Genomic DNA, 14,057 nt, shown 5'->3' on the forward strand with positions numbered 1-14,057 from the left:
TTGATTTTTAATGGGGCATTAGTTACCCTGAGAACTACACAATACGATTGAATTTCCTATTTAATCATATTATACTTAAATGATAATTTCATTAAAAATGATTCATATATCTGTCATTACCAGTTGACATTAATATTGTGTTTAGCAGCAAACACTTTTCCTTTTTCGTGTAAAGAATCCATTAACTTCACTATTTTTGGTAAATCATACTCTTCTACTTTTTTTAAGATTGCTTCTTTTTCTGGTGAAGTGGATTTTTCATCGCAGAGTTTTGCATATTGCAAGTACTCGTTTTTATAAACACTTAAAGCTGCTTCAAACAGTTCAATAGAGTTTTGTTTTATTTGCTTTCTTTCTTCGTCATTTGCGTCCAGTGCTTTGACTTTTTCTAAAGCATTTTCTATATGTAATATTTTACTTTCCACTATATGTTGTGCTTCGGTACCATTCTTTTTGCTTGAAGGCTTATCCGGATACTCAACAGTATGTTTTTCCAGCATTTTTCCAAAAGAATAGGGTTCAAACTGGCTGATCAGATTAGTATTTAGTATTGCCTGATCAAAAAATTTTTCTGGACTTGTAGATTGGCAGGAAACTAAAAGTAAGAGAATACTTACGAAACACAAAGATTGAATTTTCTTTACCATAATGATTATATTAAATTAATTTTTTGAAGTTGGAGGCTAAATCTTATCAAGCACAAGGTTTAGATCAGATAAAGTGAGTACAAAGTGAAATTATCTGAAACGTGTTTTATAGTCATACAACATTACTATAGATACAAAGATAGGAATATAATTTAATTTCTCTTATTTAATTGAAATAATTATATAACACTCTGATACAAAAATACTTTATTATGAAATGCATAAAAAAGCCGTTTTACTTATAACAGTAAAACGGCTTTAAAAAAAATAAATAAACTGATTAATTTACTTTTCTAATAAAGACAGCCTTTACCAGATGATCCGCTGTAAGTGGATAATCAGATTCAAGTTCTGCAGTAAATTCAAATAAATCTTCTGGATGGTACAGTATAGTATCCTTATCTGATTCAATAAAATCATGATCTTCAATAGTAAACAATACATGACCAACTATTGGAAAAGTAGCATCTGTTTTTACCTTTGCAGTAAACGTATTATCATATTTGCCATTTTCATCCGCTACGGTATCATGTGTAGAGGAAGTCTCTACTACTTTCGTAGTGGGGGGATTATCATTATCATCACTGTAACACCCCATACATATATGAGCTAAAACAGTGAGTGGAATTAAAAATAGCTTTTTCATAGTTTGTTTTTTAATATAGTAATCTTGTTACTTCATTAAAACTTTTATTTAACCTTATCCAAATACCACTCCGAAGTAATACACTTGCATAGTATTTATCCTCTGCCAAATCAACGGCTACAATCTCATCTTTTCTGATAGCCATATTACCATCTTGGTAATGCTGACTGAATTTTAAATTTGTATCCATAACTTCATGAAATAATTCATAATAAAATTAGATACAAAAAAAGTTATAAACAAATTTTGTTTAATATTTTTGTAAAAAATGTTTTTTTTATTGTAATTATATGCAGCAACTATTATTGCTTAGTTACAATATTTTTCAAAAAATAGGTATAATTCATAAAAAAAATAAAGGGAAACATACCTATGTTTCCCTTTACCTGTAATAATTACCAACACTTAAAGAGGTGTCAGTTCTTTTTCATGAGCACTAAATTAAAAGCAAATTTAAGACCAAAAAATAGAATTATTCCAAATTATGCATATAGTGTGTATAAGACTTTTTTGCTTTTATAGTGCCTCAATAAAATTGTTTCTTAATTTCCCGATCTGGTGCTTTTTGTGGAAAATATCTTCTTTTAGTACTTCCCTTTTACCTATCAAGATGATGAATTTCGAAATTGTATTCCTTAATATCGTATGCATTACAATTTGAATTATAATTTAGGACTAATTCGCCCTTACTTTTAAATTTTCCTTTTCTTTTATGCTTTCCATTAGTATTTTCTATCATCAAATCCGAAGAAAAGACAATATTTTTTAAGATTAAGAAACCATTATTTGATATCGGTATATCAATAAAAAGATTAGGTTCATTTTCAATAAAGAATGATTTAATTTCAATTATTCTGTTTTCAAGTCCATTCTTCTGTCTCAGGAGACAGTCTTTTAGGAAGGATTCAACCTTTCGTTTAATAATAGTTGAGCGAAATAATACTAAGTCCATAAGTTATTGATTTTTTGTTTTAGGTTAATAATTTGATAACAATAACCACACCTTAAGTCATTGTTAAATAATAGTGTTTTTTTGAAAAATATAATTTATTTTTAGTTAATTTTATGTTTTAGTTTTTTAATTTAATTTAAAATATATGAAAAAACCAATGTTTGCCATGTTTTTTTTCATATTTCTATTCGGTTGTGGTAGTGATCTGAGTGAAAATATTGTTGATTGTTTTGGACAGTCGTTATTAGTAAATGTGCATCATTCGGTTGAGAATGGGAAAACAGTAAATTTTAATGTTTCTTATAATGGAGAATATACTTTAAAAAATTCTATTGTATGGGATTACGGTGATGGAATTAAAGAAACAGTTAATGGAGTGACTACTTCTCATACATATTCACAATCTGATACATATACTGCCAGAGCATCAGTTTCTCTTACCAATCCATCCTCTACATTTGAAGTAAAAGAAGTGGTTATTATAGATTAGTCATCAAAAATTACAACTAAACTATATGTGGTAATGATGTTTATTTTACATCATTACTATATTGTATCAGCTATACCATGAATACGCTCTGTAAAAATTGTCAAAATATATTTAACGGTCATTATTGTAATGTTTGTGGACAGTCGGCAAAGACCCATAGAATTGATTCGTCATTTCTTATGGAAGACATTGAGCACGGTATCTTCCATTATGATAATGGAATTGGATATTCTTTAAAACGTCTGTATAAAAAACCCGGCGTAGAAATCCGCAACTATATTTCAGGGAAAAGGGTAGGACATTTCAGGCCTATTTCTCTAACGATAATTTTAGCTACTGTATATGCATTGCTATATCATTTACTTGGAGTTACTCTTATCAATTCTGATAATAAAGGATCAATTGTACATTTAGAAAGAATAATGAAATATTATTCCTGGTATGTGTTTTTTACAATACCGGTTTTTGCATTTGCAACCAAAATTGCTTTTCGTGTTAAAAAATACAATTTTTCAGAGCTAATAATTTTTGAAGCTTTTAAAAGTACACAAAGATTACTCGTCCACATTTTGTTCTTACCTCTTTTTTATGCGTTTGTATCAACACCTAAATTAATTACACTTTTAAATTATATATTGATTGTCATAGATATTACTTTAATTTTATGGACAAATATTCAGTTTTTTGATCACAAAAAAAAACTTACTGTATGGAGCAGTACCTTATTAGCTTATTTCATTTATATAATATGTATTTTTACTCTGCTGGTTTTAATAATTGTAATAAGTAATTATTTCTCTATTGCGTTGTTGTAGAAGATAAATATGTTTTAAACGGCTTTTTACTCAAATAGATATTTATATTTTTGAAGGAGATACATCACATATTTAAAAGAAAAAATGGAACAAATCCGAAAATATTTTGATAAAACATTTAAGCTAACGGAGTATGAATGGCAGGTTTTTTCTTGTAAACTTATAAAGCAGGATTTTCCAAAAAAACATATCCTCTTAGAAGCCGGACAAATTGAAAATAATCTATCCTTTATTGAATCAGGAATTCTACGGTCTTACATTCCTAAAGAAGAAAACGATCTTACGTTTGGATTTTCTTTTAGCAACAGCTTTGTAAGTGGATATAATTCATTTTTAACCAGAAAACCGTCGATCTATAATATACAAGCGTTAAAAAGAACAACGCTTTGGCAATTAAGTTATGATGATTTACAGGAGATTTATAGGCAAACAAAAATAGGCAATGCTATAGGACGAAAGGCAAGTGAAGAGCTTTTTTTGAAAAAATCACAAAGAGAACTCTCTCTGTTGAATGAAACGGCAGAGCAGCGGTATCTCAATTTGTTTACGGAACAGCCAGAATTAATAAAAGAAATACCATTAAAATATATTGCTTCATACATCGGTATTACACCACAGGCATTAAGCAGAATAAGAAGACGTATTTCTTAACTTGAGTTCATTGTTTTGTCTGCAACAAGACACGACCTTTGTAGAAAAAATATGAAACCGTTAATCATTTTACTTACTGTATTTGCTGTTACATTTTTGATTATTAAAATATTAAGTGGCAATTATGAATGGACTTTATCAGGTAGAATAGCAATGTCTGCAATGTTATTGTTTACTGCGATAGGTCATTTTATGTTTACTAAAGGAATGTCCTTAATGATACCCGATTGTATTCCATTGAAGACAGCAATAGTTTACCTGACAGGAGCTGTTGAAATTATTTTGGCAATTGGAATCCTTTTACCAAATTATCAGATTTTAACTGGTTGGTTACTTATAATCTTTCTATTATTAGTCCTTCCTGCAAATATCTATGCTTCAATGAAGCACATAGATTATCAAAAAGCTACATTTGATGGAAACGGATTACCTTATTTATGGATTAGAATCCCGTTACAAATAGTATTCCTTGTTTGGACCTATTTTTCAACGATTTATAAATAAGGCAGTTTATGAGTAAGTTTTCTTTAAGAATTTGTCACACTATTAACGTAAAAATTGTCTAACTCTAAAATCTAAAAATGGACGATTTGAAACTATTAAATAAAATACTATTTCCTTATGCATACAACATTTTGGGAAATATTGACGATAGTAAAGATATTATTCAGGAAGTTTTGATACGTTACAATGAAAAAGATGTCCGTTCGATTTCCAATCAAAATGCATATCTTATAAAAGCTGTAATAAATGGTGCAATTAATCTGAAGAAGAAAAAAGACAGAGAACGACAGCAAAAAGTCACATTGCCACAGCCAATAATTACCAATCACGGTGAAAACAAAATTGAATTAGACGAAATACTCAACTATTCAATGCTGGTTTTGCTTGACACATTGAATATAAAAGAAAGAGCCGTATTTATTCTCAGGGAAGCATTCGATTATGATCACAATGAAATAGCTGAAATACTGTCCATTACCGTTGACAATTCAAGGCAGTTGCTCACAAGAGCCAAAAAGAAACTGAAATTTCGGAAATCAGAAATCACTACTTCATCTGCAGAAGACCGAAAATATTTAGAAAAATATGTGGAAACAATACGTAAAGGTGATGTCAAAACTTTAGAGCAATTGTTGTCAGACGAAATAAAGGTTCTGGCAGATGCGGGAAGCAGATTACAGGCTGTCGCTGAACTGACATTTGGAATTGCCAATACGGTTAAACTAATGACCTATATTTTTGAATGCTATCAAAGAGATCTTGAAATAAAAATTGAAGAAATCAATCATCAATATGCATTGCTCTTTTACAGAGGTACAATATTGATAAACTGCCAGGTATTTGAGCTTAATCCGTATGGCAAAATCGCCGCCATTTTTTCTGTTGTTGACCCGGACAAACTCATGAAAATTTAAAATTACCTTTTACTTTTGTCACATACTGCGGTTTGCAATTGTCTTGTGAGAAATAATTAAAATTTTTAGACAATGAAAGAATTCGTATTAATTTTCAGATTAAAAAACATTTCTGATTTCAGACCATCGCCTGAACAAATGCAGCAACGTGTGAATTGGTTAACAGAAATTATTTCACAGAACAAATTAGTAGACAAAGGCAATACCTTACTGCCAACTTTAGGAAGTGCTAAAACAATTAAACCCAATAATAGCGTAACTGAAGGCGTCTACACCGAAATTGAAGAATTTATCAGCGGTTATGTTGTGATAAAAACGGATACCATCGATGATGCTGTAGAAATCGCAAAAAAGAATCCAATTTTTGATCAGGTAGGAGGAAACATTGAAGTAAGAGAAGTTTTGAAAAGGGATTAACATTTGACAATAAAAAATCAAGCCTTACAAAAGAAATATTTTGAGCCTGGGATTAAAGCTGTGGTAAGGTTTTGTTTAGCTTGGTATAGCAAAAAATAAAAGTCTTCAGAAAATTAAAAATAAAAAACGCATGAATTGATTCAATTCATGCGTTTTTTATTGTGTGGAGCCGCAGAGAATCGAACTCTGGTCCAAACAAGCAATCAAAGAGCTTTCTACACGCTTATTTTTTGTTTAGATTGTCGGTAAGGAGCAAGGCCAAAAACAACCACTCCAAACGTAGCTTCTAAGAGATTCAAAAAGTATCCGAAGCACTAACTTTTCTAGATTTATTTTTACGGTTCCTCTTTACAAAACGCCATAAATCAAGGCTTTTTAGAGGAATTCAGCTCTCCTATCTGATAGGACAAAGGCTCATTCTTACTTTATTCGGAATTAAGCAGCTAAAGCGTAGTTATCTTCGCCGTGTAAAAAAGTTCGATACATGATATTTACGAGCTGTATATCAGCGCTCGACGTGCTTACTTTTCAATTCCACTCGCTGTCAAAACCGATCGGCCCCTTGAAAAATAGAATGCAAAGATAATAAAAAAATATGAATTATTAACGAAACACTTTTCCTCTTACTGGTGATTACTGTTACTTTTTCTTGATATATTTTAAAGATTTGTCTGTTATTTTCCTCAGTTTATCAGGAGCATTAAAACGATATCCTATGAAGAATTCATAAAATTGCTGATTATCACGAACCTGTATCGTAGGATCCGTTTTATAATAAACGGAATTAAGGCTGGCAGTAATGCCTGTATAAAAACGAGTGGAATTATAGGCTAATGTTCCTCTGATCTGCGTCTGGAGTGAAAGACCGTCAACCATTTCAGCAGGTGTAACATCTTTGTATACTGTTTTGGTCTGGTTGTATCCAAGTCCGACATAGGCTCCGCCGGAGATTAAAAAAGATTTGTTGATTACCCAATTATAGTAATAGGCTGGTCCGGCAGCAACATCAACAATGCGGTCTTCACTGGGATGACTATTTCTTATTCGGGTATAGTAGTAGCTAATACCCGGAACAAAACTTCCGGTACTTTTTATCTGCCATTCACTTTGAATATAAATAGATCGAAATGAAAAGTTTTTATTCAAAATATACGAAGTAGTACCTCCAATCTTAATGACCTGAAAATCGGGAAACAATATATTTTCACTCGTTGATAGTTCTTTTTTATCTACATAAAACCCTTTTGTTTTTGAGTATTGTAACTGCTGTCTCCATGAACCAAAATAGAATGTGGTTCCCATATTGAAAAATTTACTTTCTCCTTTTATACGGTTATCTTTATTAAAGCGAATAAACTCCGGAGTATATCCAATATCAATTTCAATAAATTTATAAATAGCGGTTAGCGTAGATCGGATTCTTTGGTTAGGTGTCAGATGAAAAGCAAGATTAGTTTTAGGGTCTTTAATGTAAAAAGAGTTAAAGCTGTTATTTACGTTCAATCGTACTTTGATGGCATCTTCATAATATGCTATATATGCATTATCTTTTGTGTTGTCGGTCAAGCTGTCTGTTTTTTGGGACAACATTTTAGAAAAAAAGAGGAGGACAAACAAAAGAATAGAATGTTTCAGCATAATCTGTTGCGGATGAATGCTTCTTTTGTACTAAGCATACTCTAATATAAACAATTTTTTACATTTTATACGCACAAATACTTGTGTTTCTACCAAAAAGAATGCTTATAAAAAAAGGATAACTTATTCGTTATCCTTTTTTTTATCCTGCAATTTTTTTATTTCATCTCTGAGTTTGGCTGCTTGCATAAAATCCAGATCCTTTGCCGCTTTTTCCATCTCTTTTCTTTTATCCCGGATGAGTTTGTCTAAATCATTACCGGAAATATAGGAAGTAATATCTTCTGCTACTTTGGAAAGCTGATGTTCGGATTCGCTGTCATAATCCTTTGTATTTTTAATCAGCGATGATTCAATTTTTTTATTAAGTGCCTTTGGCTGTATTCCATGTTTAGTATTGTAAGCTAACTGCTTTGAACGGCGGTAATTTGTCTCATCGATAGTCATTTGCATACTGTTGGTTATTTTATCTGCATACATAATAGCTTTACCGTTTATATTTCTTGCTGCTCTACCGACAGTTTGTGTAAGAGAACGGTTGCTTCTCAAAAATCCTTCCTTGTCTGCATCTAAAATTGCTACCAGTGATACTTCAGGTAAATCCAGACCTTCTCTGAGCAGGTTGACTCCAATGAGTACATCAAATAATCCTTTTCTTAAATCCTGCATTATCTCTACGCGTTCTAATGTATCTACATCAGAGTGTATATAACGGCAGCGAATTCCGACACGGGTAAGATATTTTGCCAGTTCTTCTGCCATTCTTTTGGTTAAAGTTGTGACCAATATGCGTTCATCTACTTCAATTCGCTGATGGATTTCTTCAATGAGATCATCGATCTGATTGGCAGTAGGTCGTATTTCAATGGTTGGGTCTAATAATCCAGTTGGCCGTATTACCTGTTCTACATATATACCTTCCGATTTCTGTAGTTCATAATCTGCCGGAGTTGCAGAAACAAATATGGTTTGATTCAGCAGACTTTCAAATTCTTCAAATTTAAGAGGTCTGTTATCCATTGCGGCTGGTAAACGAAATCCGTATTCTACCAGATTTTCTTTTCTTGAACGGTCGCCTCCATACATGGCGTGTACTTGAGAAACAGTTACGTGACTTTCATCAATTACCATTAAAAAATCATCTGGAAAATAATCAAGCAAACAGAAAGGTCGTGTTCCGGGAAGACGGTTGTCGAGATATCTGGAGTAATTTTCTATTCCCGAACAATATCCCAATTCCCGTATCATTTCAAGATCGAAATTAGTACGTTCTTCCAGTCTTTTCGCTTCAAGATGTTTTCCTATGGATTTAAAATAATCTACCTGTTTTACCAAATCTTGTTGAATTTCCCAAATTGCATTCTGCAAAACATCCGGAGACGTCACAAACATGTTGGCCGGGTAAATATTTAATCTGGGATAGCGTTCAATGACTTTCTGGGTTATAAGATCAAAAGTTTCTATTTCTTCAATTTCATCTCCAAAAAAGTGTATTCTAAAGGGTTGGTCTGCATAACTTGGAAAAACTTCTACAACATCACCCTTTATTCTAAAATTTCCATGTGTAAATTCTCCTTCAGTACGGGCATATAAACTCTGTACTAACTGATGCAGGAATTTGGTACGTGACAATGTTTGATTTTGTTCTATACTGACTACATTTTTTTTAAACTCTACCGGATTTCCAATACCATATAAACAAGAAACTGAAGCGACAACCAACACATCTCTGCGTCCAGAGAGCAGGGCGGAGGTTGTACTGAGACGCATCTTTTCAAGTTCATCATTTATAGACAGATCTTTTTCTATATAAGTACCACTCACGGGAAGGTATGCTTCCGGTTGATAGTAATCATAGTAGGAAACAAAATATTCTACTGCATTGTTTGGAAAAAACTGTTTGAATTCAGAATACAACTGTGCAGCCAGTGTTTTATTATGGGCAAGTACAAGAGTAGGCCGCTGAATGCCTTCGATTACATTGGCAATTGTAAATGTTTTTCCTGAACCTGTTACTCCTAACAAGGTTTGAAACTGAACATCACTTTCCAATCCGGCTATTAACTCTTTGATAGCGTTTGGTTGATCTCCTGTTGGTTTATAATCAGAAATAACTTTAAAACTCATAATATAAAAAATTGTAAAATGAAAAAAAGCGAAAGGAATTTCCTTTCGCTTTTACATATTCGTTATTTACGAGATTAGTTAACTTTGAAAGTAACTCTTCTTGCAAATTTAGATACATTTTTGTTAGCTCCGTCAAGAGTAGTATCTTCTCCCTGAGCAGAAGTTTTGATTCTTGAACTTGCAACACCAGCTTGTTCTAAAACTTTTGCTACGTTTTTAGCACGTCTTTCAGACAATCTTTGGTTGTAGTTTGCATTACCAACTGAATCTGCAAATCCGTTAACTGTAACAGTTGCGTTAGGATTACTTCTTAAGTAAGTAACCATGAAGTTGATAGCATCAGAGTTTTTTGGTTGAGATTTATCAAAATCAAAGTAGATTGCTACATAACCATCGTTGATTAAGTTTCTTGCAGTATTAGAATCTGATTGAGTCAACACCTGATCTCCACCTTTTCCATAGTTTTCAGCAAAATATGCTTCGTATGAATCTGGAATACCGTTTTTGTTTTTATCAATAGATCTACCTTTGATATCCACCATGTTTCCAGCTGGAGTATTTGGTTCTAAATCTAAATAATCTGGCACACCGTCTCCGTCAGAGTCAACCAATTTGTTTTCGATGTCAGTAACTCTTCCTTCTAAGCTTTCGATACGGTTTGTAAGCATATCTTCGTTAGATGCCCAGTCAGCATGCTCTTCGTTTCCACCTAAGTAGAAAGAGAAACCTAATGTAGCATTGAAGTAACGTCCACCAAATCCAGTTGAGTTTTCATATTCTGCACCATCAAACGTTCTATTTTGTCTGATATTTTGGATTACAGAGAAATCTGCATTTAAAGCAACTCTTTTACCTAATTTTAACTGTCCTGTTAAACCAGCAATTAAGTTACCCATTTGGTCGTTATCATATTGGAAACCAGCATCATCTTTACCTGGAGCTAACCAAGAATACCCCCCACCAGCATGCGCTTGTAAGTTTAATACTTTAGTCCACTCTTCGAAGTTCATGATACGTCCCAAGTTAGCAACCCCTTGTAAACTTGCTCTGTAGTTTTTTGTTCTGAAATAGTTTGAATCTTCCCCATTTTTGAAATAATCATATCCAAAATCAGCTTTAAGACCAAACTTATTGTTAAACATATAACGTACACCTGCATCTACATGATAAAAACCAAAGAAAGTTTCACCGTAAGATCCTGGGCTTAATGCTCTTGAAGGTTTGTTAATACCACCATTAACATCAATAGACCACTTGTTGTAACCTTGAGTTTCTTGTGCGTTAGCATTTCCTAAAGAAAATAAAGCTACCAATAAAGGTAATGTTATTTTTTTCATAATTCTTTTTTTTAATTTATTTAAATGGTAAAATTACTCTGCAAAATTAATACATATTTTTAATCTCACAATATTTTCGGCCTTTATTTCTTAAAAAACTTTTGGAAGCCAGTGTTTTTCAGAATAAAATGTTCCAAAAGGTAAGATTGAAGCTAAGCAAATTAATGCGAATTTTTTAACACTCCAGTTCTGTTCCATTTTAAGAACAATTGCCAAAACAATATACGATATAAACAGCAAACCGTGTGCCAAACCTATTGGAAATAAAAATATTTTATACCAATCCATGCTGATATTTTTTATAACAAGCATGTTAAAGAAGAGAACCAAATAGGATACACCTTCAAGGAATCCTATTATTTTAAAGAGTTTCAGCATTTTAGAAGGCTTTAAAAATCCGTTAACTTTTGATTATATTCTTTTATATCCGTTATATTGTGCTTATTATCCACGTCTAATAATAAAGAAAGAAAATAGTTCAAGCTTTCTGCCCCTGTTGTTTTTTCGTGTAATTGTTCCTCAGCTTCCTCAATAGGTTCATCATTTGGAATTTCAATTAAAAAATCGTTGTTTTTTTCGATATGCTCATACACTAATCTCAACGCTTTAACAACTGCAGGCTTTTCTTCCAGTAAAGCAAATTCTCTTAATTTTTTTAAATCAGCAACTAATGATTTGTCGATTCCTTTAGAAATTACTTCACTTTGAATTTCTTTAATTAACTTTTTAGCATTTATATTTTCCACAATCTTGAAATTTTAAAGATGGTGCAAAAATATAGTATTAATGAATCTTATCATAATGTTTTTAATAAATTTTATGAGGTTCTTTACTTTTATTATTGGGTTTATAATTCTGCCAATACAACTGTTCTGATTTCCTTTTCAGTTGATTTTGTCTACATAAGTGGGTAAATATGCCACTTTTTATGGTCATCTGTAGATTGAAGTGTTATTGATATTATTAATGACTTGAAATAAATAAGCTCAATAGAAGGATTAAAATAGAGTAAGGGGATTTTGAATAATATGGTATCCGGCTTTGAGTTTACCTATTCTGAAATCATTGACAATTTCATGAGCTATCCGCGTAGGTTCCGGTATTCGGTAAGCTCCTGTTGCTTGTTTCATAATTTGTAGTGTTTTGATGAGTGACAAACCATAACCCGGTGAGATGTAAACGGGTTTTACTCTGTCTTTAGTGCGTAAGATATAGCCAATGGGTTCCATACCGTTATAAATAAATTCTGAACTGCCTTTGCTAAGCTGTGGTTCATTAAACTTTCCGAACAGGGAACTTTTTCCACATCCAATAGTTGCCTGTTGTGTCAATACTCCAAAATGTGAGGCAATACCCATCTGACGCGGGTGTAAAATACCTTGTCCGTCCAGTATGAGAACATCTGGTTTTTCAGGTAACAGATCCCAGGCTTTTAGAAGAGTTGGTACTTCACGAAAAGCAAGATAGCCTGGTACATACGGAAAGGTGGTATGGCCTGTTACAAGTGCATAGGCTTTTAATGTCATATAAGGATAATCCAGTAAAACGATTGCGGCATAAAGAATTTCGCTGTTTCTGTTATAAGATATATCTGCACCAGCTATGGTATGAACGGGAAAATTTTCAGGGTAATCAAACCGTAAATGCTGGCGTAGTTCATTTTGAATCTGCGTTGCTTCTGATATGCTGAGACCGTTATAATCCATCTTCAAAAAGATTTAATTGGGAAGCAACCGGTGGCTTAGCCTTTCCAAAGACGGTTCTGCCTCCATATTTCCATGATTCTGAACGCTCTTTTTCGACTACCTGTTCAAAATTATTATTAGGTGTAAAATTTTCTTCCATACGAGAGCTGATTTGGAAAAGTGATTTGATGGCCTGCTGCTTATCAGAGTTGCCCATTTTGGATCTTTGTATAGCATTTTGCAATGTCTCAATTGTATCATCGTAAACATGAACCGGGACAGGGAAGGGGTGTCCGTCTTTTCCACCATGAGCAAATGAAAATCGTGCAGGATCCTGAAATCTTGATGGGCTGCCATGGATGACTTCACTTACTAATGCTAAAGATTGTAAGGTTCGTGGTCCAACGCCCTGTAAGAGCAACAGTTCTTCAAACTGCTCTATCTGCTGATCCTGAGCCAACCATAATAATGTACCTAAACGTTTCAGATTTACATCTTCTGGTTTTACCTCATGATGACCCGGCAGTATCAGATGATTGATTTCAGTAATTATTTTTTGAGGTTCTTCTGATATGATCTGCAACATAGCATCTTTGAGTGGCCGTGCTGCTTTATCTGTAAGATTCAGAATTTGTCCTTTATTTTGTCCATAAATAAAAGTATGAGGTTCTTCAGTAAAAGAATCAAATCCTTCTGAGTGCCAGTGATAACGTCTTGCAGTGTTATTGACATCACTCATACCTTGTTGTACGACTGTCCATTCACCTTCATCGCTCACAATAAAATTATGCTGATATAACTGAAAACCGTCCTGTATGGCAGTATTGTCCACTTTAGCGGTCAACTTGCTGGAACGAACCATTTCTGCAGCATTTAAACCGTTAAGATCCGCAAATCGCATGAGTTCCATAGGAGTTTGCCTTGAAAGTTTTCCTTTGCCACCACAGATGCAAATACCAAATTCTTTAGCATGCGGATTAATACTTCTTTTTAAGGCACCCATTACAGACGTCGTGATACCTGAAGAATGCCAGTCCATACCCATTACTGCGCCTAAACTCTGAAACCAAAATGGATTGCTCAATCGGCTCAGAAACTCATTTTTTCCTTTGTGACTTATGATTTCTTCTGTAATTGCCAGACCTAATTTACCCATGCGTTCCGCCAGCCAAAGGGGAACATGGCCATAATGTAAAGGTAAATCTGCGGTGCCGGATCGTTTCATCGTCTTACA

General features: G+C 33.1%; 18 protein-coding genes and 1 other RNA gene. 7 read left to right on the forward strand and 12 right to left on the reverse strand.

Translation table 11 applies throughout. The features are described 5' to 3' along the window. Positions 1-116 precede the first annotated feature (116 nt). The 4 genes from QW060_RS06700 to QW060_RS06715 all read right to left on the reverse strand — a co-directional run bounded on the left by QW060_RS06700 (position 117) and on the right by QW060_RS06715 (position 1,944). A complete protein-coding gene (locus QW060_RS06700) occupies positions 117-647 on the reverse strand; it encodes a hypothetical protein (RefSeq protein WP_290362871.1) in 531 nt (176 codons plus the stop codon). A 280-nt stretch (positions 648-927) separates the two neighbouring features. Further along, a complete protein-coding gene (locus tag QW060_RS06705) occupies positions 928-1,293 on the reverse strand; it encodes a hypothetical protein (protein WP_290362872.1) in 366 nt (121 codons plus the stop codon). Positions 1,294-1,303: 10 nt separating this feature from the next. Then, on the reverse strand, positions 1,304-1,483 hold the full coding sequence (locus QW060_RS06710) for a hypothetical protein (RefSeq protein WP_290362873.1): 180 nt from the start codon (positions 1,481-1,483) through the stop codon (positions 1,304-1,306). Between the two features lie 326 nt (positions 1,484-1,809). Then, positions 1,810-1,944 carry a hypothetical protein gene (locus tag QW060_RS06715; protein WP_290362874.1) on the reverse strand — a complete coding sequence of 45 codons (135 nt, stop codon included), beginning with the start codon at positions 1,942-1,944 and terminating at the stop codon, positions 1,810-1,812. 446 nt (positions 1,945-2,390) lie between these two features. On the opposite strand from QW060_RS06715, the gene QW060_RS06720 reads away from it, so the two are divergent. From QW060_RS06720 to QW060_RS06745, 6 genes are all read left to right on the forward strand, one after another. Then, complete coding sequence (locus QW060_RS06720; protein WP_290362875.1) at positions 2,391-2,735, forward strand: PKD domain-containing protein; 345 nt, start codon at positions 2,391-2,393, stop codon at positions 2,733-2,735. Between the two features lie 77 nt (positions 2,736-2,812). Beyond that, positions 2,813-3,550 (forward strand): DUF3667 domain-containing protein, encoded by a 738-nt coding sequence (locus tag QW060_RS06725; protein ID WP_290362876.1) that lies wholly within the window; start codon positions 2,813-2,815, stop codon positions 3,548-3,550. Positions 3,551-3,634: 84 nt separating this feature from the next. Further along, positions 3,635-4,201, forward strand: coding sequence for a Crp/Fnr family transcriptional regulator (locus QW060_RS06730; RefSeq protein ID WP_290362877.1), 567 nt, complete (start codon positions 3,635-3,637; stop codon positions 4,199-4,201). 153 nt (positions 4,202-4,354) lie between these two features. After that, positions 4,355-4,705, forward strand: coding sequence for a DoxX family protein (locus tag QW060_RS06735; RefSeq protein WP_317623168.1), 351 nt, complete (start codon positions 4,355-4,357; stop codon positions 4,703-4,705). An 86-nt stretch (positions 4,706-4,791) separates the two neighbouring features. Next, the gene (locus QW060_RS06740) at positions 4,792-5,619 is read left to right on the forward strand and encodes a sigma-70 family RNA polymerase sigma factor (protein WP_290362879.1); all 828 of its coding nucleotides are present in this window, start codon (positions 4,792-4,794) and stop codon (positions 5,617-5,619) included. A 72-nt stretch (positions 5,620-5,691) separates the two neighbouring features. Beyond that, the gene (locus tag QW060_RS06745; protein WP_290362880.1) at positions 5,692-6,036 is read left to right on the forward strand and encodes a YciI family protein; all 345 of its coding nucleotides are present in this window, start codon (positions 5,692-5,694) and stop codon (positions 6,034-6,036) included. A gap of 161 nt (positions 6,037-6,197) precedes the next feature. Here QW060_RS06745 and ssrA read toward each other — a convergent pair. The 6 genes from ssrA to QW060_RS06775 all read right to left on the reverse strand — a co-directional run bounded on the left by ssrA (position 6,198) and on the right by QW060_RS06775 (position 11,884). Continuing rightward, positions 6,198-6,598, reverse strand: a transfer-messenger RNA (tmRNA) gene (gene ssrA / locus QW060_RS06750). 77 nt (positions 6,599-6,675) lie between these two features. Next, the gene (locus QW060_RS06755; RefSeq protein ID WP_290362881.1) at positions 6,676-7,602 is read right to left on the reverse strand and encodes a DUF4421 family protein; all 927 of its coding nucleotides are present in this window, start codon (positions 7,600-7,602) and stop codon (positions 6,676-6,678) included. 195 nt (positions 7,603-7,797) lie between these two features. Then, complete coding sequence (gene uvrB / locus QW060_RS06760) at positions 7,798-9,801, reverse strand: excinuclease ABC subunit UvrB (protein ID WP_290362882.1); 2,004 nt, start codon at positions 9,799-9,801, stop codon at positions 7,798-7,800. A gap of 74 nt (positions 9,802-9,875) precedes the next feature. Continuing rightward, a complete protein-coding gene (locus QW060_RS06765; RefSeq protein ID WP_290362883.1) occupies positions 9,876-11,138 on the reverse strand; it encodes an OmpA family protein in 1,263 nt (420 codons plus the stop codon). 90 nt (positions 11,139-11,228) lie between these two features. Then, on the reverse strand, positions 11,229-11,516 hold the full coding sequence (locus QW060_RS06770; protein ID WP_290362884.1) for a DUF3817 domain-containing protein: 288 nt from the start codon (positions 11,514-11,516) through the stop codon (positions 11,229-11,231). Positions 11,517-11,527: 11 nt separating this feature from the next. After that, complete coding sequence (locus QW060_RS06775) at positions 11,528-11,884, reverse strand: hypothetical protein (protein WP_290362885.1); 357 nt, start codon at positions 11,882-11,884, stop codon at positions 11,528-11,530. 18 nt (positions 11,885-11,902) lie between these two features. Between QW060_RS06775 and QW060_RS06780 the strand changes: the two genes are divergently transcribed. After that, positions 11,903-12,052 carry a hypothetical protein gene (locus QW060_RS06780; protein ID WP_290362886.1) on the forward strand — a complete coding sequence of 50 codons (150 nt, stop codon included), beginning with the start codon at positions 11,903-11,905 and terminating at the stop codon, positions 12,050-12,052. Between the two features lie 84 nt (positions 12,053-12,136). On the opposite strand, the gene QW060_RS06785 is transcribed toward QW060_RS06780, so the two are convergent. Together QW060_RS06785 and QW060_RS06790 are read right to left on the reverse strand one after the other, a co-directional pair. After that, the gene (locus QW060_RS06785) at positions 12,137-12,844 is read right to left on the reverse strand and encodes an endonuclease V (protein WP_290362887.1); all 708 of its coding nucleotides are present in this window, start codon (positions 12,842-12,844) and stop codon (positions 12,137-12,139) included. Further along, positions 12,834-14,048, reverse strand: a complete 1,215-nt coding sequence (locus tag QW060_RS06790) for a DUF763 domain-containing protein (protein WP_290362888.1) — start codon at positions 14,046-14,048, stop codon at positions 12,834-12,836. Before QW060_RS06790 ends, QW060_RS06785 begins: the two co-directional genes overlap by 11 nt. Positions 14,049-14,057 lie beyond the last annotated feature (9 nt).

This window comes from Paenimyroides ceti (genome assembly GCF_030409925.1).